Below are 22,722 nucleotides of genomic sequence, written 5' to 3'. Positions count from 1 at the left end.
AGCCAATGCAAATGCAGCAGCCGCCCATGCGGCGCTGGCGGCGGCGCAGGCCGACGATGCGGCGGCTGCCACCGCTGCCGCCGTGGCGTCGTCGGCCTGGGCATTGAGGGTGGCTGCCATGGAAGTGGCCGCCTGCGCCGCCGCCGCTGCCGCGGCGGCATCGGCATTCTGTGCCGCTACCGCCGCCGTATGTGCGGCAACCGCATTGGCGGCAGCGGTGGCAGCCGCCGCATCGTCGGCCTGCGCCGCCGCCAGCGCCGCATGGGCGGCTGCTGCATTTGCATTGGCTTGCGCCGCGTCATCGGCCGCACCCTGGGCGGCGAGGAGGAGATTCAGTTTCAGCGTCTTGTCATTGTCGGCATCCGTGGCGTTGATATCGGCCGTCACGGCTGCGGTCAGGTTGGCGATGGCCGCATTGAGCGCGGCATGGGCGTTGAGGGCTGCCGTATCGGCCAGTTGCGCCGCCAGCGTGGCGGCAGCCGACAGTGCCGCCGTATGAGCGGCATTGGCGGCGGCATCGTCGGCGGCCAGCGCCGCGCTGGCCGCGGCCAGTGCATTGTTGGCTGCCGTTGCGAGCGCGGCCAGCCCTGCATCGGCCAGCAGTGCGGCATCGGCAATGAGCTGTGCCGCTGCCGCAGCTGCCGCCGTGCTGGCCGCCGTGGCGTCGTCTGCCGCGGCGGCATTGGCGGCGGCGAGCGAGGCGCTGGCCGTCAGTATCGCCGCGTTGAGGGTGGTCGTGGCGTTATTCAGGGCCGTTTGTGCGTTGCTCGCCGCGGTGGCTGCCGCGCTGGCGAGACTGTCGTCGTTCAGGGCCTGGTTCAGCGCGGCCAGCGCGCTTGCCGCCGTCGCCGCCGTCGTGGTGACGGCGAGATCGGCTGCTTGCGCCGCTTGCGTGGCTGCCAGCGAGATGGACGCCGTGAGGGCGGCGGTGGCGGCGGCGATATCGTCCGCTTGCGCATGCTGTGTGGCGGCGGCAGAAATGGCTGCCACGGCGGCGGCGGCCGCGGCAGCCGTGTCGGCGGCGGTGGCGGCCACGGCGGCGGCCGTTGCATTGGTGGAGTTCAGCACCGCCGCAGCGGCGGCCGCATCGTCGGCCAGGGCCGCATTCAGGGAGGCCAGCGCGTTGGCGGCGATGGTGGCGGCGCTGGCGGCGGCGTTGTCGGCCAGTTGTGCAGCTTGCGCAGCTGCTTGCGAGACGTTGGCGACAGTGGCTGCCGTCGCCGCAGCCAGATCGTCGGCAATGGCGGTGGCGGTGGCCGCGCTCGCCGTGATGGCGGCAGCGGCCGTGGCGGCCGCGTTCGCATCTGCCTGCAAGGCTGCATTCAGGGCGGCCAGGGCATTGGCTGCCGTCGCTGCCGTCGCTGCGGCGGCGGTATCGGCTGCCTGCGCCGTCTGGGCCGCTGCCAGCGAGGTGGCTGCCACGCCGGCGGCGGTGGCCGCGAGCGTGTCGTCCAGTGCCGCCGCAGTGGCTGCCGCCTGGGAAGTCAGGGCCAGGGTGGCGGCGGCGGTGGCGGCATTGTCGGCCGCCAGTGCATTGTTCAGGGCGGTCAGGGATGCTGCCGCCGTGGCAGCCGTCGAGGCGGCAGCCGCGTCATCCGCCTGCGCCGATTGCGCGGCGGCGAGCGACAAGGATGCTGTGGTGGCGGCGACGGTGGCCGCCAGCGCCGCCACCAGATCTAAAGGATGGGCCTGCGAATAAGCGGCCAGGGAAGCGGCATTCGCGGCATCGTTGTTGGCGACGGTGGTCAGTGCGGCGGCATCCGTCAAGGCGGCCTTGGTAGCCGCCACGGTGGCGGCCGTAACGTTGAGCGTGTGGGCCGTGCCCAGCAGGACGGCGTCGGTGAGGCCGGCGACGGCGGCGGCCGCCGTCGAGGCGGTGGCATTGACGGTCGCGACCAGGCCCAGCGCAACGGCGTCCGTCAGGTTGGCCGTCGTTTGCGCGGCGGTGGCGGCGGCCGCGTCGACGGTCGCCGTCAAGCCCAGGGCCACGGCGTCGGTCAGGGCGGCCGTGGCCGCTGCTGTGTTGGCGGCGGCCGTTGCGGCTGTCGAGACGGTGCCCAGCGCCACCGCATCGGTCAGGCTGGCAACGGCGGCAGCGGCACTGGCGGCCGTGTTGGCGGCCGTCGAGACGAGGCCCAGTGCCACGGCGTCGGTCAGGTTGGCTGTCGTTTGCAAGGCGGCGGCGGCAGTCGCGTCCGCCGTGGCGACGAGACCTAACGCCGTGGCGTCAGTCAGCGAGGCGGTGGCGGCTGCCGTATTGGCGGCCGTGGTGGCGGCGGTCGAGAGGGTGCCCAGGGCCACCGCATCGGTCAGGTTGGCAACATTCGTCGCCGTATTGGCGGCGGCGGCAGCGGCCGTGGCGAGCAGGCCCAGTGCGGCGGCATCCGTCAGGTTGGCCGTGGTCTGCAAGGCGGCCGCTGCGGCGGCGTCGGCCGTGGAAATGAGGCCCAATGCGGTGGCGTCCGTCAGTGCGGCCAGGCTGGCTGCCGAGGCAGCAACCAGGCCATCGGCGGTGGAAATGAGGCTCAGTGCGATGGCGTCCGTCTGGCCGGCCGTCGTCACGGCGGCGGCAGCGGCGGCATTCGCAGCCGACGATACCAGGCCCAGGGCGACGGCATCGGTCTGGTTGGCAACGAATTGTGCCGCGGTCAGCGCGTTTTGCGCCAGCGTATTGGCGGCCGTCAACGTGGTAACGGCGGCCTGGGCGGCCAGTTCAGCGGCGGCGTCGGCGGTGGACACGAGACCCAGCGCGCCGGCATCGGTCAGCGCGGCAGTGGCGGCCGCGGTCGTGGCGGCGGCCTGTGCGGCAGCGGCGGCGCTGACGGCCGAGATATCGATCCCGCCGAGCCCGGCGGCTATTTCCGCCGCCGAGACGGCGGCGGCGGCGGTGGCTGCCAGTGCTACGGCGTCCGTCAGGTTGGCGGTGACTTGCAAGCCGGTCGCCGTCAGCGCATCGGCGGCGGAGGCCGCGGCCAGGAGGATGGCGTCCGTCAGGCTGGCATCGGCATCGGCGCCATCGGCATCGATCTGCAAGGCATTCACGGTGGCCGTCAGGTCGATCACGCTGGTTTGGCCAGCCGTGACGTTGGCGGCTAGGGCGGCGAGGTTGGCGAGATTGAAGGCATTGAGCGCGACATTGACGTCCAGCAGGCTGGCTTGCGCATTGGCGGCATCGGCATCGGCATCGGCCTGGTCGGCTGCTTGCTGCAGGGCGACGACATCGGTCTGGTCGGCCACTGTTTGCGCATTGGCGGCATCGCTGGCGGCGGCTGCGTCGGCTGCGGCCAGGGCGGCCGCATCCGTCTGGTTGGCCGTCGTTTGCGCTGCCAGCGCGGCGGCGGCATCGGCGTCGGAAATCACTTGCAGGGCGGCCGCGTCCGTCAATGCCGCTTGCGTGGCGGCGCCGGTGGCCGTGCTGGCTGCCGCATCGGCCGTGATTTGCAGTGCGGCCGCGTCGCTCAGGTTGGCAGTGACGATGGCATTCGCCGCGACGGTGGCGGCAAGGGCGGCGGCGGCGTCGAGCGCGGCGGCGTCGCTACTGGCGGCCAGGGCGGCGGCGGCCGCCGTGGCGGCGTCGGCATCGGAAATCAGGGCCAGTGCGGCCGCGTCGGTCAGGCCGGCCTCGAGTTGTGCTGCGTCCGCCGCGGCGGTGGCGGCGTCGGCGATCAGGCCCAGGGTGGGCGCGTCCGTCGTATTCGCTTGCGTCTGGGCATTGGCGGCCGCCGTGGCGGCGGCATCGGCGGCCGCTTGCAGGGCGACGGCGTCGGTGGCGTTGGCGATCGAGGCGTCCCAGGCGGCAACGCCGGCAGCAGCGTCCGCAGCCATGGTCAAGGCGACGGCGTCGGTGAGCCCCGCCTGCGTGGCGGCGGCGGTGGCCGCATTCGCGGCGGCGGTGGCGGCGATGCCCAGTGCCGCGGCGTCGCTGGCGGCGGCGAGGGCAGCGGCATTTTGCGCGGCGGTCGTGGCGGCAGACGATGCCGCAGCCAGGGCGGCGGCATCGGTGGCGGCGGCCAGGCTGGCGGCCGCGGCGGCGCTGGCGGCATCCGCATCCGAGATGAGGGCCAGGGCATCGGCATCGGTAAAGCTGGCCTGGATTCCTGCGGCGACGGCGGCGTTGGCGGCGGCGGTTGCCGCCAGGTCCAGCGCGGCGGCGTCCGTGGCAGCTGCCAAGGCCGTCGCCGCTGCGGCAGCGGCGGCATCATTGGCAGAGATGATGCCAAGCGCCGCCGCATCGGTCAGCGCTGCCTGGGTGTTGGCTGCGGCGGCGACGACATCGGCTGCATCGGCGATAGCTTGCAGTGCCGGAGCGTTGGTCTGGTCCGCTTGCGTTTGTGCCGCATCGGCAGCGGCGTGCGCGGCGGCGGCGGCGGCGGCGGCCGTGGCGGCAGCCGCATCGGCATTTTGCGCCGATGTGGTGGCGGCCAAGGATGCGGCCGCGGTCGCGGCGGCGGCCGCGGCAGCGCTGTCGTCATTCGTGGCGGCGCTAGCGGCCGCTTGCGCGCCGGGGACAACAGCCGCCGTGCTGGCCGCCAGCATATCGTCGCTGGTGGCGTTATTGGCCGCGAGCAAGGCTGCTGCCGTCGCAGCTGCGGCCTGTGCCGCCAGTTGGTCGGCCAGGATGGCGGCATTCGCCGCTGCCAGCGAAGCTGCTGCCGTGGCTGCTGCCGCGGCGGCGCTGGCGTCATCGGCCAGGGCATTGTTGGCGGCGGCAATAGCTGCGGCGGCGGCCAGCACGGCCGCATCGGTGACGGTGGTGGTGGTGGATTGATTGCCCGTGCCACCCTGGCCGCCGGTCGAGCCACCCGTGCCGCCCGTACCGCCAGTTCCCGTGCCGCCCGTGCCGGAGCCGCCAGTTGCGGCGCCACCACCTCCGCCGCCGCCTGCCGCGGCGGCTACCAGACCAAGGCCGCCAAGCGCGCCCAGTACGCCAAGTCCGCCCAACCCGCCTGCAGCGCCGGCACCCGCACCTGCACCTGCGCCAGCCGAAGCGCCGGCGACATCGACGACACTGCCGCTGGGGATGCCGGCGGCCCCGGCACCAGCGCCAGCGCCTGCGGCGCCACCGTTGTTATCGCTTTGCTGTGTGCCGGAATCGGCACCGCCGTTGCCAGCCTGGCCTGCGGCCGCACTGCCGCCACCGCCTGCCAAGGCTGCTGCTGCAGCCACCGCCGCGGCCGTGCCCAGGGCGGCGGCATTGCCGCTATCGGCGCTTCCCGTGACTTCCACGACATTTTCAGGCGGCATGGTCGCGCTGGCATCGGCCCCTTTGATCAGTTCGTCTTCGTCATACTGTTTGCGGTCGCCATTTTTTGGATTGACGGCTTTTTTTGCGGGCGTCGTGATCCTGGCGGCTGCGCCTTCGGCATTGACGGGAACTTGTGCTGGATTTTGGGTGGTGGCCATTTGAAAGTCTCCGGAAAAGGTTATGTACTCGTTCAATTTTCTAAAATAATAAAAATCAATAATCTGATTCGATTCCTTGCTTGCTCCGGCGAGGCTTGGGCCGTGGTCGAACTTGGGTGTTACCGATGTCGATAATGGCAAGTAAAACATAACTGGCAAAAAAACGCTGGTACAACAGAATACTTATTCAGAAACATTAAAAATGCCATTTTTATAGTTGTTTCATATGGCGTCATTTTTTTTGTATTTTGTTTCTCTTGTAACTGGATTGCCAGGTGTGATTCACTCGCAGGGTGCGGTATTTGCAGGCCCTTCATATCCGCTCCCACTGTGATGGTAGTTTCAATTTTGAAACTTTCAATTTCATTTTGATCACTTTGCATGACTCTATTCTGGCAAGCTTTGCTTTGGCTAATAATCACGAATTGTCACGAAATGGGGCTTTTAGGCTGAATCTGCCAACATGTGCCAGTGTTTCTGTTCCTTTTATCCAAAAAACATATCGCTATCGAATTGCTAGTTGTTGCTTTTTTGTATGGTGATTATCAAATGTGATTGGGAATAAAATACGATAGAAATAATTATTTGTAATTATCATATCGATTTATTACTATCGATTGGGTAGTTGGTATTTAACAAGGAGGATTTTTGATAATAACTATCAATAAGGTAGTTATTGTTTCAGCGAACTGAATGGGGCGCAAAATGGAAAACGCCCCGATGGGCGGGGCGTTTTTATGGGGAAGAGAACCTGCGCTGTCAGCCTTCCTCGCGCCAGCTGCGCAGGCGGATGGCGGCGTAAATCAGCGCCGCGCCTGCCGCCGCGCCCAGCCAGACGGCTGGCAAGGCCAGGCTGGACCAGGAATTGCTGAACACATCGATGCGCGTCATGTGCGATCCTCCTTCCGCCAGCGCGTGCATGCGCGGCAGCAGTTCCGGTTCGAACAGATACCAGCTGCCGGGGAGAGTGCCCAGCAGGGCGCGTCCGATGACATTCATCTGTATCCAGCTGAGATCGCTTTCCGTCTGCGTCAGCTTGCCTGCCCAGACTGTCAGGATAAGCAGCAGTAGCGGCACGCCGACGGCCCACAGGAAGACTTTCGACTTGGCCCAGCTCGATACCATCAGCAGCCAGCCCACCGTCGGCAAAGCCCACAGGCAATACACGGGCAGCAAGCCGAACACGCGCAGCGGTCCCAGGTACAGGCCCGGGGTGGCGAGCAGTTCGGCAAACACGTGGATGCCGTTGGCCGCCAGTACGCCGCTGAGGATCAGGATCAGGGCCAGCGACGTCAGGCTGGCTGCAGCAGCCACGATCAGCGGTGCGACCAGCAGGGCGATGGCCGCTTTCGACAGCACTGTCTGTGCATCCGAAATGGGCAGCGATTTCCAGAACAGCACGCTGCGGTCGCCGCGGTCGTCATGCAGGGCGCTCAGGCAATAGAAAAACACCAGGAAGCCCAGCGCCAGGAACAGCGGCGCGGCCGCGTACGTATAGTTGTTGGCGACGGCGTCGATGATTTCCGTGCGGCGCGGCCCGAAGGTGCGCGTATTGAAGATGGTGCTCCAGGAAATTTCCTCGCCGTTGACGATGAGCGCCGTGTGCATTTTGGTCCTTGCGACAGTCGCGGCCGCCATCAGGGCGCCCAGCACCGTCATGACGACGCCGATCAGGGCCGGCGTCCACACCAGCATGCCCTTGTGTTCCCACAACTCGCGCCGGAGCAGCCATTGCATCTTGTTTACAGGGGAAATACTCATTGGTACGATCCTTTCATGGTCGCGACAAACAGGTCAGCCAGGCTGGGCGTGCGTACTTCGCCGAGGGCGGCCAGCTGGGTGCGGGCGACGCCGTCGAACAGCATCACCGACTTGCCGAACACGCTGCGTTCGCTGATCGGCTGCAGGGCGCGCGCCGGATTGACGTGCTGCGGGCCCACCATCACCTCGATGTAGCGCTCGCCCACCTCTTCCATGCTCGACGCTAGGACGATCTGGCCGTCGCGAATGAACATCAGGTCGCTGAGGATGTGTTCCACTTCCTCGATCTGGTGCGTGGTAATGACGATGGTCTTGTTTTCATCGAAATAGTCTTCCAGCAGGTTTTGGTAGAACTGCTTGCGGTACAGGATGTCCAGGCCCAGGGTCGGCTCGTCGAGCACCAGCAGTTTGGCGTCGATGGCCATCACCAGTGCCAGGTGCAGCTGCACCACCATGCCCTTCGACATGGCCTTGACCTTCATCTTCGGCGACAGCTTGGTGTGGGCCAGGTAGCGTTCAGCCTTGCTGCGGTCGAAACGTGGATGCACGCCGGCAACGAAATCGATGGCGTCGGCCACGCGCAGCCAGCCCGGCAGGATGGCCACGTCGGCGATGAAGCACACGTCTTCCATCAGCGCGTCGCGCTGCACGCGGGGATCGCGCCCCAGCACCGACAAGTCGCCCTCGAAGCCCGTCAGGCCCAGGATGGCTTTCAGGGTGGTGGTCTTGCCGGAGCCGTTAGGCCCGATCAAGCCGACGATGCGGCCCGGCGCGATATCGAAGCTGATGCCGGCGATGGCCACCTGCTTGCCATACTGCTTGCTCAGGCCGCGCGCGCTGATGACGCTGTCCTTGTTCAATGCATTCATGCGTTCTCTCCGTGTGCGCCGCCGTCGCGGCTCGCTTGCAATAGTTGATCGAGATCGAGGCCCAGGCGCGTGATGTGTTCCAGCAAGGCCGGCCATTCCTCGCGCAGGAAGCGCTCGCGTTCACTGGCCAGCAATTTGTCGCGGGCGCCTTCCAGTACATACATGCCGAGTCCTCTGCGTTTTTCTACCAGGGCATCGTCGACCAGTTCCTGATAGGCGCGCGAGACCGTGATGGGATTCAATTGATAATCGGCCGCCACCTGGCGCACCGAAGGCAAGGCGTCGCCGGATTGCAGCACGCCATCGAGCATCATGCCCACCACCCTGGCCTTGAGCTGCCGGTAGATGGGGCTATTGTCGTTCCATTCCGCGCTCATGGGATGCGCTCCGACAAGGGCGGGGCGGTGCGGCGCGTGAAAAATGCTGTAGGCATCGAAGCTCCGTGATGTATTGAGTTGGTGTTGTAGTTAACTATAACAGTGAAAATTCAAATGTCAACATATTCATGTTTTTATATCCACAAGGAAACTATAATGTTGCGTGTTTGAAAATCTTACTTGATAACTTTCGGCGTGCATGTCGCCACAACCATGAAAGCAGAAATGATAAATTGCTTTGGAGAAGTACAAAACCTGTTCAGGCGTGCCGGCTGCGGCGCCGCCTTGTTGGCGCTATTGAGTGCCTGTGGCGGCGGTTCCGGCGGCGGCTCGTCCACGCCGCCACCGACACCCGTGGCGCCGGTCGAGACGCCGCGCTATTTGCTGGGCGGCACGGTCAGCGGCCTGCTGCCTGGCGCCAGCGTCGTGCTGGCGAACGGCACGGATAAAGTGACCGTCACGGCCAACGGTCCGTTCAGCTTTGCCGGCAAGCTGGCGGCGGGCGCCAGCTATGAAGGCAAGGTCGACAGCGCTTCCGCGGGCCTGGGCTGCAGCATCGCGCAAGGCGCGGCCACCATGGGCAGCGCGGACGTCAGCAACCTGGCCGTGCGTTGCCTGCCCATCGTGCTGGCGGGCGTGCAAGAGAAAATCCAGAATGTGGCCGGCATGGTGCAAGATGTGGCGGGCAACTATTACATCGCCGATGCTGTGCGGCAAGTCATTCATAAAGTCACGCCTGGCGGCGCCTTGAGCGTGTATGCGGGCATCTCGGGCAAGCCGGGCGCCGACGATGGCGCTGCTGCCACAGCCACTTTCCATATGCGTAGCGGGATTTCGATCTTGACCATTGATCGCGCGGCGAATCTGTATCTTTTCGATAATTGTAATGCACTCTTGCGCAAGATTACGCCCGCCGGCGTGGTCAGCACGGTAGCGGGACAGCGCAGCGCGGCATGCGACTGGTCTGCCCCGGAAGCGGTAGTCGCGGATGGACAAGGGGCACTGGCGCAATTCGGCTGGACTACGGGCATGGCCATGGATAGCAATGGCGATGTCCTGCTTGCTGATGCTGAGCGGCAAATGATTCGCCGGGTGACACCCGGAGGGCTCGTTAGTTCCGAGAAGCTGGTTGATAGCCGGGGATACCGGATATCCCCTTCGCAATTGGCTGCCGATGCCAGCGGCACGATCTACTTCAGCGACGGGATTGGCAGCCGGATATATCGTTGGCAGCAGGGCGTGGCCGTCGTGGTTGCGGGAAGCAACAAGCGTGTGAGCGAGGATGGCAAAGGCGCCGCCGCCAGCTTCCGCAATATTCGTGGCATGGCGGTTGACCGTGACGGCAATGTGCTGGCGGCTGACGTCACCGCTATTCGCCGCATGACGCCGGATGGTGACGTGACGACCCTGGTTGGCGGGGCGGTGACGGACGCGGCTGGCGTTTCCGCCGGCTGGACGTATCTCAATTCCCTGTTGCTGGAGTCTTCCGGCGCCTTGATAGTCCACGATGCCAGCAAGCACCGTTTGGTCCGTTTCGACGCGACAAAGGTGTTGTCTGCCATGCCATTCATGCCGGGCAATATGGGGGTGGCCGAGGCTGTGGGCGGGGCAGCCCGTGTGGGATATGTGGGTAGCTCTGGTATGTGCAGCGATCCTGCTGGCAACGTCTATCTGCTCGATATGACAAACAAGGTGCTGCGCCGTGTCACGCCGGACGGGACATTCAGCATCTACGCAGGCGTTGCTGGCGTGGCTGGAAGCAATGACGGTCCGCGCACCAGCGCGACCATGCTTGGCCCTGTCGCGATCGCCTGCGACAAGGATGGCGCTGTATATTTTGCCGACAAGACAGCTGCTGGCACCGGATTCAACTTGCGCAAGATCGGCAAGGATGGCCAGGTATCCACGCAAGAAGCTTTGCCGGCCGGCACAGGCAAGCCTTTGCAGTATCGGCTGGCGATTGACAAGGATGGCTATCTGGCTTGGCTGGGCTGGGGACCCGACGGCATCTTCCGCCGCCCTCCTGGGGGAGCGTTTTCGGCTTTCCTGTCATTTGAAACCCTGACGCGCTCGCTGGGCGACACGGGGTCTGGCTGGGAATACATGGACCCGGGCAGCCTGGTTTTTGACAGCAAGGGCAATCTGTATTTTGACGATAATGTGCATCAAGTTGTATTCAAGGTTGATCGCGCAGGCAAGGCCAGCGTTTTTGCCGGTACCTTGAACAAGGGCAGCGGCGGCGATGGCCCGCCAGGCGTAGGCGGCCTGCCGTTTACTGGGGCGCCCAGCTTGGCTGTCGATGCGAGCGACAATCTGTACCTGAGCGGCCAGGGCTGGGTGCGCAAGATCGATGCAGCCGGTGTCATTTCCACGCCAGCATTGGCATGGGGCCATCCGGATATCGGTATCCTTGCCTTTGGCAACGGTATCTTGTACGGCTTCACGACCCAGGCGGTGCTGCAAACGCCGTTGCCTTAGTCGCTGATCCGCGCTTGCAAGTCCAGCGCATTGAACAGGGCGGCCCCGGCCGCCGTATTGTCGAAGATGCACCAGCTGTCCGCCTGGGCTGATGCGTGCAATTCGGTCGCCAGCGCTGCCAGGTACTCGGCCGGATAGTCCGAGTAGTAGATTGTCGGGCTGCCGTGCAGGCGCAGGTAGGCCGCTGCCGTCGTTGGCACGTGCGGCCCCGCTTGTCCCGCAGGCGGATCGGCGCGCACGCGGGTGATGCGCTGCATCCTCAATAGCTCGGTGGCGCCTGCCTCGAACCAGCTGGGGTGGCGCGCCTCGCACGCGAGCATACCGTCGAAGCGCTGGCGCAGCGCATGGAAAAATGCGGCGGCCACGTCCGTTTCGAAACGCAGGCTGGGTGGCAGCTGCACCAGCACGTAGCCCAGTTTATTCCCCAGTTGCATGACTTCTCCCGCAAAACGATCCAACTCGGCCGCACAGTCGCGCAAACGCCGTTCGTGCGTGATGCTGCGCGGCAATTTCACGCTGAAGCGGAAGTGGTCGGGTACGCTGGCGGCCCAGCGCGCGTAGGTGGCGCTCTGGTGCGGGCGGTAGAAGGAGCTGTTGATTTCCACGCAGGGCAAGACGCGCGCATAGCGCTGCAGGTGGCTGCCATCGAGGGGGAAGTGGCTGGCGGCGGTGCTGGAAATACTCCAGCCGGCCGTGCCGATGTAAACAGTGTGCATGGCGCCATTACAGCAAGACCAGGCGGGCGCGGCTATCGGACAAACGCCCGTGCGGCGGTCGGCGCAGGCCTAGACCTGGTCGATGATGTCGCCGCTCAGGTCGTGGCGCGTGATGTTGCCGCGCGCATCGATGGCGATCCAGCCGCCGCGCGGCTGTTGCGGCGGCGTCACGTCGCATTCCCAGTCGGGCAAGACATAGCGCAAGGTAGCGTCGACTTTATGCAGGGCGGGGCGGTGCGTGTGGCCGTGGATCATGACGGTGCTGGCATGTTCGGCAAATACTTGCGCGACAGCATCGGGCGTGACATCCATGATGTCCATGGACTTTTCGCCATTGTGCTCGCGGCTGCTCTTGCGCAAACCGTCGATGATGGCCTTGCGCTGCGCCAGCGGCATGGACAGGAACTGTTTTTGCCAGGCGGGCTGGCGCACCATGGCGCGAAACTCCATGTATTGCACGTCTTTCGTGCATTCGGCGTCGCCGTGCAGCAAGACGATGCGCTGGCCGGCTATCGTGGCCACATGCGGTTCGCTGAGCAGGGTGGCGCCGGCGGCGGCCGCAAAGCCGGAGCCGACGAGAAAGTCGCGGTTGCCGGCGATCCAGTAGACATGCACGCCCGCATCGCTGACGGCGCGGATGGCGGCCGTCATGCGCGCATTGAACGGGTCTTCCAGGTCATCGTCGCCGGCCCAGTATTCGAACAGGTCGCCTAATAGATACAGTGCTTGCGCATATTGCGCATGGTGTTCCAGGAAAGAAAGAAACGCCGCGCTGGTGCGCGGGTGCGAGCTCTGCAGATGCAGGTCGGAAATAAAGAGTGCGGCAGGCATTGTCATCGTTCAACGCTCCCAAAAAGTGATGTACATGGAGAGGTGCAAACGCGGCAATGCCTGTTATTCATGATGCCAGAGCCGAATTACGCGGCTTCTACTTTCTCGATGACAACGTCGGTCACTGGCACATCGGCGAACATGCCGGCGCGCGAGGTTTTCACGGCGCGGATGGCGTCGACGACTTCCTTGCCTTCGGTGACTTTACCGAATACGGCGTAGCCCCAGCCGTCCTGGCCTGGGTAGTCGAGGAAGCTGTTGTTCTTGATGTTGATGAAGAACTGGGCCGATGCCGAGTGCGGGTCCGACGTGCGGGCCATGGCCAGCGTGTACGTGTCGTTTTTCAGGCCGTTCTTGGCTTCGTTTTCCACGGTGGTGTCGGCTGGCTTTTGTTTCATGCCTGGCTCGAAACCGCCGCCCTGGATCATGAAGCCGTCGATGACGCGGTGGAAAATCGTGTTGTCGTAGTGACCGGCTTTCATGTAGGCCAGGAAGTTGGCAACCGTTTTTGGCGCTTTTTCGGCGTCCAGTTCAGCGGTGATCTTGCCCAGATTGGTGGTAATGATGACGGAGGTCATGATGATCCTTAATAAATTGGATGATAAATGATTCAACGGCCCGTGTCGTTCGGGGCCGTAAAAACGCTATTTTACAGTTTTGCGGGCGCTGTCTTGAGTAAAGTCGCCGATTCGATCACCACGGGGGTGACCGGCACGTTCTGGTGCGGGCCCTTGTCCGCCACGGGCACGGCCTTGATCTTGTCGACCACGTCCATGCCACTGACGACTTTGCCGAACACCGTGTAGCCGAAGCCGTCGCGGCCAGGGTAGTCGAGCGGGCCGTTGTCGTTGACGTTGATGAAGAATTGCGCGGTGGCCGAATGCGGGTCGCCCGTGCGCGCCATGGCGATGCTGTAAGTCACGTTTTGCAGGCCGTTTTGCGCTTCATTCTTGATCGGCGCTTTCGTCGGTTTCTGCTTCATGTTCTTGTCGAAGCCGCCGCCCTGTATCATGAAGCCGTCGATGACGCGGTGAAACACAGTGCCCTTGTAATAACCGCTGTTGACGTACTGCAGGAAATTGGCCACGCTTTTCGGCGCTTTTTCCTGATCCAGTTCCAGCACGATCTCGCCCATGCTGGTTTTCAGGGCCACGTGCGGCGTCGGGTCGAGGGCGGTCGCCGGAGCGGCTGCCACGACGGCGCTGCCCAGGGTCAGGCCGGCAAACAGGGTGCAAAAGCGGGCCAGGAAAGACAGGCGTTTCGATTTGATTTCTTGCATGAAGGCGTCCTTGATCGTTATTTTTCTTTAAACTTGCGTTGTTGCCAAAAGAAGTGAGTTTCGGTTGAACATCGTAAAAACCTGATTCATATCGGGCCAGTATGGTTTTTATCAATGTTATACTTGACCGCTAACGCCCTAATTCTAACAAACAAGAACAACAATATAGCGGGTCGTACAGTCTTCGGCGCACACGGCAGTTCTGTGGCGCGGCACCCCCGGTGTCCGCGCCTGTCTGTCGTTTTGCCAGGCTGGCGGCCGCTCCACTTGCAAAGCACGATGAGCAATCTAAAGATTTACAACACCCTGGCTCGCGAAAAGCAGGTATTCGTCCCGATGGAAGCGGGCAAGGTACGCATGTACGTGTGCGGCATGACCATCTACGATTATTGCCATATCGGCCATGCTCGCATGATGATGGCGTTCGATGTCATCTACCGCTGGCTGAAGGCGTCCGGCTTCGACGTCACCTATGTGCGCAACATTACGGACATCGACGACAAGATCATCCGCCGCGCCGTGGAAAACGGCGAGACGATTTCCCAGCTGACGACGCGTTTCACCCAGTACATGGATGAAGACACGGCCGCGCTGGGCATCCTGACGCCCGACCACACGCCGCGCGCCACCGAATACGTGCCGCAGATGCTGCGCCTGATCGAACAGCTGGAAGCGAAGGACCTGGCTTACCAGGGGGCGGATGGCGACGTCAATTATGCCGTGCGCAATTTCCCCCACTACGGCAAGCTGTCGGGCAAATCGCTCGACGACCTGCGCGCGGGCGAGCGCGTCGACGTGAACACGGGCAAGCGCGATCCGCTCGACTTCGTGCTGTGGAAGTCGTCGAAGGATGCGGAACCGGAAGAAGTCAAATGGGATTCGAAATGGGGCAAGGGCCGCCCGGGCTGGCATATCGAGTGCTCGGCCATGTCCTGCGCCTTGCTCGGTGAACAGTTCGACATCCATGGCGGCGGCGCGGACTTGCAATTCCCGCACCACGAAAACGAGATCGCCCAATCCGAAGGCGCGTTCGGCCATACCAGCGTGAATTACTGGATACATAACGGTTTCGTGCGCCTGGACAATGAAAAAATGTCCAAGTCGCTCGGCAATTTCTTCACCATCCGCGAAGTGCTGCAAAAGTTCGATGCCGAAGTGATCCGCTTCTTCATCCTGCGCGCGCATTACCGCAGCCCCCTGAATTACTCGGACGTGCACCTCGATGACGCGCGTCTGTCCCTGACCCGCTTGTACACGGCGCTGGCCGACGTGGCGGTAGAAGAGGGCGCCATCGACTGGAGCGAAGCGCATGCCGTGCGCGTGCGCGAAGCGATGGACGACGATTTCAACACGCCGCTGGCCGTGGCTGCCCTGTTCGACCTGGCAACGGAAGTGAACAAGAGCAAGTCGCCAGCCCTGGCGCGTCAATTGAAGGGCCTGGCGGGCGTGTTCGGCTTGCTGGAGCGCACGCCGCAGCAATTCCTGCAAGCAACCGTGGGCGCTGCCGCCGGCGGCCAGGACGAGGCTGCAGGCATCGAAGCGGCCATCGCGGCGCGCAGCGCGGCGAAGAAGGCGCGCGACTTTGCGCAGTCCGACAAGATCCGCGCTGAACTGTTGGCGGCGGGCATCATTCTTGAAGACAAGCCTGACGGCTCGACCAACTGGCGCCGCGCATGATGCCTACGTCCAGGGAAAACGGGGAAGCCCCCAAGGTGACGGACTTGGCGCAAGTGATCCAGGTGCCGCATTACTGGGAAGAGGCGAAGATCGAGCTGATGAAGCGCGACCGCATCATGAAAAAGCTCATCCCGCAATTTGGCGACCTGCACCTGGTCGGCCATAGCGACCCGTTTACTACCCTGGCCCGTTCGCTGGTGGGACAGCAGATCACGCCCAAGGCGGCGGATGCCGCCTGGAAAAAGCTGCTGCTGGCTTGCCCGAAATGCACGCCTACACAAGTCTTGAAGGCCGGCGCCGAGCAGCTGTCCGCCTGTGGTTTGTCCAAACGCAAGACCGAATACATCCTCGACCTGGCGGACCATTTCAAGGCCAAGCGCGTGCACGCGAGCCAGTGGGACCAGATGGATGACGAAGCTGTCATCGCCGAACTGGTGCAGATCCGCGGCATCGGCCGCTGGACAGCCGAGATGTTTCTGATATTTAATCTGCTCCGGCCGAATGTCTTGCCGCTCGACGACCCCGGTTTGATCCAGGGCATCAGCGTCAATTACTTCTCCGGCGAACCAGTTTCCCGCAGCGATGCGCGCGAGGTTTCCGCCAATTGGGAACCGTGGCGCACCGTGGCGACGTGGTATTTGTGGCGCAGTCTCGACCCTGCAGCCGTCCCTGCCGCACCCGATGCAGCCCCCGGCGCAGCAGCCGGTACGGTAAAATAAACATAGATGACGCCGCGCGCCCTGGCGCCGTGGCCGGTAAAACCTGGAGGTACAATGACTAAAACGACTTTCCTCAATTTTGAACAGCCGATCGCGGAACTCGATTCCAAGATCGAAGAGTTGCGCTTCGTGCAAGACGATTCGGCCGTCGACATCTCGGAAGAGATCGACCGCCTGGCCAAGAAGAGCCAGCAGCTGACCAAAGATATCTACGCCAAGCTGACGCCTTGGCAAGTGGCGCAGATCGCGCGCCATCCGCAGCGCCCGTACACCATGGATTACGTGAATGAAATCTTTACCGATTTCCACGAATTGCATGGCGACCGCAGCTACGCAGACGATCTGTCCGTCGTGGGCGGCCTGGCCCGCTTCAATGGCCAGCCGTGCATGGTCATCGGCCACCAGAAGGGCCGCGACACGAAAGAGCGCGCCATGCGCAATTTCGGCATGCCGAAGCCGGAAGGCTACCGCAAGGCCATGCGCCTGATGAAAGTGGCTGAAAAGTTCAACTTGCCCATCTTCACCTTCGTTGACACGCCAGGCGCCTTCCCCGGCATCGACGCGGAAGAGCGCGGCCAGTCGGAAGCCATCGGCCACAACCTGTACGTGATGGCCGAACTCAAAGTACCGCTGATCGCCACCATCATCGGCGAAGGCGGTTCCGGCGGCGCGCTGGCCATTGCCGTGGGTGACGCCGTGCTGATGCTGCAATACTCGACCTATGCCGTGATTTCGCCGGAAGGCTGCGCGTCGATCCTGTGGAAGAGCGCCGAGCGCGCCTCCGACGCGGCCGAAGCGCTGGGCCTCACCGCCCACCGCCTGAAAGCCATGGGCCTGATCGACAAGATCATCAACGAACCGCTGGGCGGCGCCCACCGCGATCCGAAACAGATGGCGACCTTGCTCAAACGCGCCCTGGCCGACACCCTGCGCCAGTTCCACGGCATGAAAACCAAGGACTTGCTGGCCGCGCGCCATGAAAAACTGCTGAGCTACGGCAAGTTCAAGGAAACCACGCCGAGCGAGTAAGCCAGCGCCGACGCAGGCCGGCAGCAAGAACACCAGGGACAGGCAGCCAAGCGACGCACTCGTTTGGCTACCTGTCCCTCTTTGCATTCCAGGAGTCTTATGAAAAAGCAACAAACCGCCACCGTCGCCGATATCTTCGCCAGCGCGCTGGAAACCTGCGGACCACAAGCCGGTGAGGCGGTCGGCATCGCCCTCAGCGGCGGCCTCGATTCCTCGGCCCTGCTGCACCTGGCGCATGCCTGGGCGCAAGAGCATGGCGTGGCCATGCACGCCTTCCACGTGCATCACGGCCTGAGCCCGAATGCGGATGCCTGGCTGGCCCACTGCAAACAGTTGTGCGCCGGCATGGGCATCGCTTTCGAGGCGCGCAAGGTCACCTTGGAAAAGAATGCGAAGACGGGCACGGAAGAGGCGGCCCGCAAGCGCCGTTATGCGGCCCTGGGCGAGCTGTGCGCCGCGCACGGCGTGCGCCTGCTGCTCACGGCCCACCACCAGGATGACCAGGCCGAGACGGTGCTGCTGCAATTATTGCGCGGCTCGGGCACGGCGGGCTTGTCCGGCATGGATGGCGCCAACAGCGCGCCCGAGCTGCTGGGCAATCCGGACCTGGTGATGGCGCGCCCCTTGCTGCCCGTATCGCGCAAACAGCTCGAAGCGTATGTGGCGAAACATGCGATCGCGCACATTCACGACGAATCGAACGACGATCCCCGCTTTGCCCGCAATGCCTTGCGGCACCAGGTGATGCCTGTGCTGGCGCAGGCCTTTCCCGGTTTCCAGGAGCGTTTTGCCCGCAGCGCCCAGCATGCGCAATCGGCGCAGCGCCTGCTGACGGAACTGGCGACGCAGGATCTGGCGGCCTGCCTCGATGGCGATTGCATCGAGCTGGCGAAATTGCGCGAGCTGAGCGCGGACCGCTGCTACAACCTGCTGCGCCACTGGTTTGGCACGCGCGGCTTGCGCATGCCGTCGACGGCGTGGCTGGCGGAAATGCTGGCGCAACTGCTGGAGGCGCGGCCCGATGCGCAATTGCTGGTGACGCACCCCGAATGCCATGTGCGGCGCCATCGCGACCGTTTATATCTGACGCCGAAGCTCGATGATCTGGCCGGCATGCGCGACAAGAGCGACGCGGGCATTCCCGGCCTGGAAAAGGCCAGCCAGGAGTTCAAATGGCAGGGCGAGGCGAGCCTGGCCTTTCCCGCGTATGGCGGCGTGCTGCATTTCGATGCGGTGGAAGAGGGCGGCCAGGGTATCGATATTGCCTGGTTGCAATCTCAAACCTTGACGATCGACTTCCGTCAGGGCGGCGAGCGCCTGAAGCTGGCCTTGAACCGTCCCACCAAGAGCTTGAAATACCACTACCAGGCGTTTGACGTACCCGCCTGGGAGCGCGAACGCCTGCCCCTTGTCTGTGCGGCGCAACAATTGCTGTTCGCGGCTGGTATTGGCCTCGATTGCCATTGCCTGAGTCTGCTGGATCGTCCCCGCGTCGCCTTGCGCTGGGTCTCCTGCTGAGCGCAGGGGCGGCAGCCACGGCCACTCTGGGGGTGGCCGCCAAGTGCCTGCTCAAGCCAGCTGGACTGCATGGATTGGTTATTTCCATATGCGCAATCGGTATGAGCTAATGCGCTTTTTAGCTTGTTATTTTGCATTGCGGCATGTAGAGTAAAGCCCTCCTTTTTTATTCTTCTTGAGCGGAAACTTCACTCTTATGGCTTTAATCGTCCACAAATATGGCGGTACGTCGATGGGCTCGACTGACCGTATCAAGAATGTCGCCAAGCGCGTTGCCAAGTGGCACGACGCTGGGCATCAAATCGTGGTGGTGCCATCCGCCATGTCGGGCGAAACCAACCGCCTGATTGGACTGGCCAAGGAAATCATGGATCAACCCGATCCCCGTGAACTTGACATGATCGCCTCGACAGGCGAACAAGTGTCCGTCGGCCTATTGTCGATGGCACTGCTGGCGATCGGCAAACAAGCCGTATCCTATGCTGGCTGGCAAGTCGCGATCAAGACCGATTCCGCCTTTACCAAGGCACGCATCCAGTCGATCGATGACGAAAAAGTCAAACGCGACCTCGATGCGGGCAAAATTGTCATCATTACCGGTTTCCAGGGCGTTGACGAACACGACAACATCGCGACCCTGGGCCGCGGCGGCTCCGACACCTCGGCCGTGGCGATCGCCGCCGCCATGAAGGCGGCCGAATGCCTGATCTTCACGGACGTCGACGGTGTCTACACGACCGACCCGCGCGTGGTCTCCGAGGCGCGCCGCCTGAAGACCATCACCTTTGAAGAAATGCTGGAACTGGCTTCGCTGGGTTCCAAAGTGCTGCAAACGCGTTCGGTGGAATTTGCCGGCAACTACCGCGTGCCCACGCGCGTGCTGTCGTCGCTGACCGACCCGATGTTGCCGCTGGAAATAGAAGCCAATTCAGGCACCCTGATTTCGTTTGAGGAAGATACAAACATGGAACAAGCAGTCATCTCCGGCATCGCCTTCAACCGCGATGAAGCCAAAATCACCGTGCTCGGCGTGCCCGACCGCCCAGGCGTGGCGTACCACATCCTGGGACCGGTGGCGGACGCGAACATCGAGGTCGACATGATCATACAGAATCAGTCGGTCGACGGTAAAACGGACTTCACCTTCACCGTCTCGCGCGGCGAATATACGCGCGCGCTGGCCGTGCTGGAAGCGAACCGCGAATCGCTGGGCGCGGCCAGCATCACGGGCGACGCGAAAGTGTCGAAACTGTCCGTCGTCGGCGTGGGCATGCGCAGCCACGTGGGCGTCGCCTCGCAAATGTTCCGCACCCTGTCGGAAGAGGGCATCAACATCATGATGATCTCCACTTCCGAGATCAAGATCTCCGTGCTGATCGATGAAAAGTACATGGAACTGGCCGTGCGCGCGCTGCATAAAGCGTTCGAGCTGGAAAAAGCTTAAATATCCAAAAATATTGCCCCACGCCCTTGACCAAAGGGGGGGCAATCGATATTATGACGTTCGTCGCTGCAGCGCAGTTAGCTACAGAGACATAGTTGAGTAATCAGCTAGGAGACGTGGCCGAGTGGCCGAAGGCACATCCCTGCTAAGGATGCATACGGCTTATACCTGTATCGTGGGTTCGAATCCCACCGTCTCCGCCAGTATTTTTAAAAACCCGCTTCGGCGGGTTTTTTCATTTCCGCCTTGCGGAGACGAGCAAAGCGCCTGCGCGCTTTGCGTGTGGGATTTGAAGCTTCGCGCCTGCAGGCGCGAGGCGCTTCGAATCGCCCAATCAGGCACTAACTGCCAGCTTCCCCGCCGGCCCCTGACCGCAATCCCCCTCAGCAATAAAAACAACAAGTGACTTAGTGTGAGTATTAACTCTTTGTCATTATGGATAATAGCAATGTTACTAATAAAAACTACGCATGCCCAGCCATGCTTCCATTGCCGAGTCCAATCAAGGAGTTGTCATGTCCAATCGCCTTCCCCGCAGCTACGTGTCGCTGTGCCTGGCCGCCATGCCGTTCGCCTGCGGCGCCGTCTTCGCCGCGGAAACCACGGTCAATCTGAATCTCGACCTGAACCTGAAGTCCGTGCCCAAACTCGAGCTGCGCCTGCTGCAGGAGCCGCCGAAGCTGAAGGCCCGCGCCAGGCCCGCCAACCGCGCGGCAAGCAAGCGCGACGAGTATGAAAAGTCGTACGACCTGTACATCCGCTATGCCAACGGCAGCATCTATAACCCGACCACGGCCAAGCATGACAAGGTGCGCCTGCGTTCCTACCAGCAGACGAGCAACCTGGCGTTCGATGGCCGTGACGAGAATGCGGCCACCTTCATGGCGCCCACGGTGGTGATGGCGCCGGGGCAAACCGTGCGCTTCAAGCTGCATAACCAGTTGCCGCGGCTGTCGGCCGAGCAGTGCGCGACGAGCGATACGAATGCGCCGCGTCCGCGCGGCTGCTTCAACGACACCAATCTGCATTCGCATGGCTTGTGGGTCTCGCCTTCGGGCAATAGCGACAACGTGCTGATCTCGATCAAGCCAGAGGTGGATTTCGAGTATGAATACAATATTCCCATCGACCACCCGGCCGGCACGTTCTGGTATCACCCGCACCAGCATGGCGCGACGGCGATGCAGGTGGCCAGCGGCATGGCCGGCGCGCTGGTGGTGGAAGGCGACCGTTATCCGACCGCCACCGCGCAGGGCGACCTCGATGTGATGCTGAAACAATTCCAGCCCGACGATGGCAGCGGCAGCGCCGGCGAAGTGATGCTGTTGCAGCAAATTCCGTATGACTGCCCCAGCAACAGCCTGGTGCCGACGATACCGTGCGAAAAGGATGCCGTGGGCGTGCTCGAGGATTTCAATCAGGTCAAGGATCCGGATGCCTGGCTGATGTCGGGCCGCTACACCTCCGTCAACGGCAAGGTGCAGCCGGTGCTGAACATGGCCACGCAGCGCCTGTACCGCTGGCGCATGATCGATACGGGCTTCCAGGCGTCCGTCGTGTTGCGCATCCGGCGCGCGAACGATCCACAAAAGCTGTTCCAGGCGCTCGGCGTGGCGAACCAGGACAAGGACGTGATGGCGTTGTGCGATGGCGAGGATGTCACGCAATTCGAGGTGGCCGGCGACGGCTTGACGCACGACAAGATCATTGCCAAGACCCTCAACTACCTGCAGCCGGGCTACCGCAGCGACATCCTGTTTTCGCTGCCGAAAGCCGGCGCGTATTGCGTATATGCGGAAACCAACGTCAATAACCTGACGACGATGCATGACGTCAACAACACGCGCCTGATCAGCGTGATCGCCGCCAAGACCAACGCCAAGGCGTCTGCCCGCGCGAAGGCGGGCGAGTCGCCGCGCGATTTCTTGCTGGCCGAGTTGCGCAACGCCGTCAAGCGCCTGCCCAGCGCCCGGTTGCCGGACAGCGTCAAGAGCACCATTCTCAGCGACCTGGAGAATGGCCTCAAGCTCGGCAAGTTTGTGCCGCACGCCAGCTTCAGCGAGGCGGCAAAGGAGGCCATGCGCGGCAAGAAGAAGGAGTATGCGACCTTCAATATCGCCGAGCTGGGGGGCAAGTTCCGTTTCATGGTGGAAGGCAAGCCGGAAGACTCGCCGACACCTGATCTGAAGTATGTATATGATCCGCACCGCGTGGATCACACGCTGGTGCTGGGTACCGAGCAGATGTGGGAACTGGCGTCCAAGAAGGGCAACCATCCCTTCCATATCCACGTCAATCCCTTCCAGGTCGTCAGCGTCGTTCGGACCGACGGCGGCAAGGTGGATCAGCAATACCAGGACTTGATCGGCACCTGGAAAGACACCTTGCTGGTGATAAAGGACCACAAGATCGAGATTGCCACGCGTTATCAGCGCTACATCGGCGAATACGTGCTGCATTGCCACATCCTCGAGCATGAAGACCAGGGCATGATGCAGAACGTCAAGGTGGTACTGCCGGATGGCAAGGGTGGCGGCGACATGGGCGGACACGGACACTGACCGTTCCAGGCGGGAGCGCGCCCGGCGCGCTGCCGCCTCTCCCCACCTGCCTCCGGAGCA

The 22,722-nt window shown here is 63.0% G+C and carries 16 protein-coding genes and 1 tRNA gene; 8 read left to right on the top strand and 9 right to left on the bottom strand.

Annotation, left to right across the window (positions count from 1 at the left end; genetic code table 11):
- The 5 genes from CSQ93_RS29705 to CSQ93_RS26795 form a co-directional block, all read right to left on the bottom strand.
- On the bottom strand, positions 1-5,403 hold a 5,403-nt coding region (locus CSQ93_RS29705; protein ID WP_199534526.1), incomplete at its 3' end, for a hypothetical protein.
- A gap of 119 nt (positions 5,404-5,522) precedes the next feature.
- Positions 5,523-5,786, bottom strand: a complete 264-nt coding sequence (locus tag CSQ93_RS29115) for a hypothetical protein (protein ID WP_158301382.1) — start codon at positions 5,784-5,786, stop codon at positions 5,523-5,525.
- A gap of 376 nt (positions 5,787-6,162) precedes the next feature.
- Positions 6,163-7,164, bottom strand: a complete 1,002-nt coding sequence (locus CSQ93_RS26805; RefSeq protein ID WP_099380653.1) for a hypothetical protein — start codon at positions 7,162-7,164, stop codon at positions 6,163-6,165.
- Positions 7,161-8,033 (bottom strand): ABC transporter ATP-binding protein, encoded by an 873-nt coding sequence (locus CSQ93_RS26800; RefSeq protein ID WP_099380652.1) that lies wholly within the window; start codon positions 8,031-8,033, stop codon positions 7,161-7,163. The genes CSQ93_RS26805 and CSQ93_RS26800 overlap by 4 nt, the downstream gene beginning before the upstream one ends.
- Entirely contained in the window at positions 8,030-8,410 is a 381-nt protein-coding gene (locus CSQ93_RS26795) for a GntR family transcriptional regulator (RefSeq protein WP_077402228.1), read from the bottom strand. Before CSQ93_RS26795 ends, CSQ93_RS26800 begins: the two co-directional genes overlap by 4 nt.
- Before the next feature lie 225 nt (positions 8,411-8,635).
- Here CSQ93_RS26795 and CSQ93_RS26790 point away from each other — a divergent pair, with 225 nt between their 5' ends.
- Positions 8,636-10,888, top strand: coding sequence for a hypothetical protein (locus tag CSQ93_RS26790; protein WP_099380651.1), 2,253 nt, complete (start codon positions 8,636-8,638; stop codon positions 10,886-10,888).
- Here CSQ93_RS26790 and CSQ93_RS26785 read toward each other — a convergent pair.
- The 4 genes from CSQ93_RS26785 to CSQ93_RS26770 all read right to left on the bottom strand — a co-directional run bounded on the left by CSQ93_RS26785 (position 10,885) and on the right by CSQ93_RS26770 (position 13,714).
- Complete coding sequence (locus CSQ93_RS26785; protein ID WP_099380650.1) at positions 10,885-11,604, bottom strand: DUF72 domain-containing protein; 720 nt, start codon at positions 11,602-11,604, stop codon at positions 10,885-10,887. The genes CSQ93_RS26790 and CSQ93_RS26785 overlap by 4 nt on opposite strands.
- Before the next feature lie 69 nt (positions 11,605-11,673).
- Positions 11,674-12,435 carry a UDP-2,3-diacylglucosamine diphosphatase gene (locus tag CSQ93_RS26780; protein WP_099380649.1) on the bottom strand — a complete coding sequence of 254 codons (762 nt, stop codon included), beginning with the start codon at positions 12,433-12,435 and terminating at the stop codon, positions 11,674-11,676.
- Between the two features lie 86 nt (positions 12,436-12,521).
- Positions 12,522-13,013, bottom strand: coding sequence for a peptidylprolyl isomerase (locus CSQ93_RS26775; protein WP_099380648.1), 492 nt, complete (start codon positions 13,011-13,013; stop codon positions 12,522-12,524).
- 71 nt (positions 13,014-13,084) lie between these two features.
- Entirely contained in the window at positions 13,085-13,714 is a 630-nt protein-coding gene (locus tag CSQ93_RS26770) for a peptidylprolyl isomerase (protein ID WP_099380647.1), read from the bottom strand.
- A gap of 279 nt (positions 13,715-13,993) precedes the next feature.
- On the opposite strand from CSQ93_RS26770, the gene cysS reads away from it, so the two are divergent.
- From cysS to CSQ93_RS26735, 7 genes are all read left to right on the top strand, one after another.
- Positions 13,994-15,391, top strand: coding sequence for a cysteine--tRNA ligase (gene cysS, locus CSQ93_RS26765; RefSeq protein ID WP_099380646.1), 1,398 nt, complete (start codon positions 13,994-13,996; stop codon positions 15,389-15,391).
- Positions 15,391-16,110 (top strand): DNA-3-methyladenine glycosylase family protein, encoded by a 720-nt coding sequence (locus tag CSQ93_RS26760; protein ID WP_233516363.1) that lies wholly within the window; start codon positions 15,391-15,393, stop codon positions 16,108-16,110. Before cysS ends, CSQ93_RS26760 begins: the two co-directional genes overlap by 1 nt.
- Positions 16,111-16,164: 54 nt before the next feature.
- Complete coding sequence (locus CSQ93_RS26755) at positions 16,165-17,139, top strand: acetyl-CoA carboxylase carboxyltransferase subunit alpha (protein WP_034756951.1); 975 nt, start codon at positions 16,165-16,167, stop codon at positions 17,137-17,139.
- A gap of 99 nt (positions 17,140-17,238) precedes the next feature.
- Positions 17,239-18,657 carry a tRNA lysidine(34) synthetase TilS gene (gene tilS, locus CSQ93_RS26750; RefSeq protein WP_099380645.1) on the top strand — a complete coding sequence of 473 codons (1,419 nt, stop codon included), beginning with the start codon at positions 17,239-17,241 and terminating at the stop codon, positions 18,655-18,657.
- Between the two features lie 196 nt (positions 18,658-18,853).
- On the top strand, positions 18,854-20,101 hold the full coding sequence (locus tag CSQ93_RS26745; protein WP_035817435.1) for an aspartate kinase: 1,248 nt from the start codon (positions 18,854-18,856) through the stop codon (positions 20,099-20,101).
- A gap of 110 nt (positions 20,102-20,211) precedes the next feature.
- Positions 20,212-20,304 (top strand) — tRNA-Ser (locus CSQ93_RS26740).
- Between the two features lie 312 nt (positions 20,305-20,616).
- A complete protein-coding gene (locus tag CSQ93_RS26735) occupies positions 20,617-22,662 on the top strand; it encodes a multicopper oxidase family protein (protein WP_158301381.1) in 2,046 nt (681 codons plus the stop codon).
- Positions 22,663-22,722 lie beyond the last annotated feature (60 nt).

This window comes from Janthinobacterium sp. BJB426, from assembly GCF_002735705.1.
Lineage (GTDB): Bacteria > Pseudomonadota > Gammaproteobacteria > Burkholderiales > Burkholderiaceae_D > Janthinobacterium.
The sequence above is the reverse complement of the archived record's forward strand: the minus strand, read 5'-3'. Positions and strand labels throughout refer to the sequence as shown.

Coding starts and splice junctions, on each gene's coding strand:
- CSQ93_RS29115 (WP_158301382.1), bottom strand. CDS start 5,786: ATGCAAAGTGATCAAAATGAAATTGAAAGTTTCAAAATTGAAACTACC.
- CSQ93_RS26805 (WP_099380653.1), bottom strand. CDS start 7,164: ATGAGTATTTCCCCTGTAAACAAGATGCAATGGCTGCTCCGGCGCGAG.
- CSQ93_RS26800 (WP_099380652.1), bottom strand. CDS start 8,033: ATGAATGCATTGAACAAGGACAGCGTCATCAGCGCGCGCGGCCTGAGC.
- CSQ93_RS26795 (WP_077402228.1), bottom strand. CDS start 8,410: ATGAGCGCGGAATGGAACGACAATAGCCCCATCTACCGGCAGCTCAAG.
- CSQ93_RS26790 (WP_099380651.1), top strand. CDS start 8,636: ATGATAAATTGCTTTGGAGAAGTACAAAACCTGTTCAGGCGTGCCGGC.
- CSQ93_RS26785 (WP_099380650.1), bottom strand. CDS start 11,604: ATGCACACTGTTTACATCGGCACGGCCGGCTGGAGTATTTCCAGCACC.
- CSQ93_RS26780 (WP_099380649.1), bottom strand. CDS start 12,435: ATGCCTGCCGCACTCTTTATTTCCGACCTGCATCTGCAGAGCTCGCAC.
- CSQ93_RS26775 (WP_099380648.1), bottom strand. CDS start 13,013: ATGACCTCCGTCATCATTACCACCAATCTGGGCAAGATCACCGCTGAA.
- CSQ93_RS26770 (WP_099380647.1), bottom strand. CDS start 13,714: ATGCAAGAAATCAAATCGAAACGCCTGTCTTTCCTGGCCCGCTTTTGC.
- cysS (WP_099380646.1), top strand. CDS start 13,994: ATGAGCAATCTAAAGATTTACAACACCCTGGCTCGCGAAAAGCAGGTA.
- CSQ93_RS26760 (WP_233516363.1), top strand. CDS start 15,391: ATGCCTACGTCCAGGGAAAACGGGGAAGCCCCCAAGGTGACGGACTTG.
- CSQ93_RS26755 (WP_034756951.1), top strand. CDS start 16,165: ATGACTAAAACGACTTTCCTCAATTTTGAACAGCCGATCGCGGAACTC.
- tilS (WP_099380645.1), top strand. CDS start 17,239: ATGAAAAAGCAACAAACCGCCACCGTCGCCGATATCTTCGCCAGCGCG.
- CSQ93_RS26745 (WP_035817435.1), top strand. CDS start 18,854: ATGGCTTTAATCGTCCACAAATATGGCGGTACGTCGATGGGCTCGACT.
- CSQ93_RS26735 (WP_158301381.1), top strand. CDS start 20,617: ATGTCCAATCGCCTTCCCCGCAGCTACGTGTCGCTGTGCCTGGCCGCC.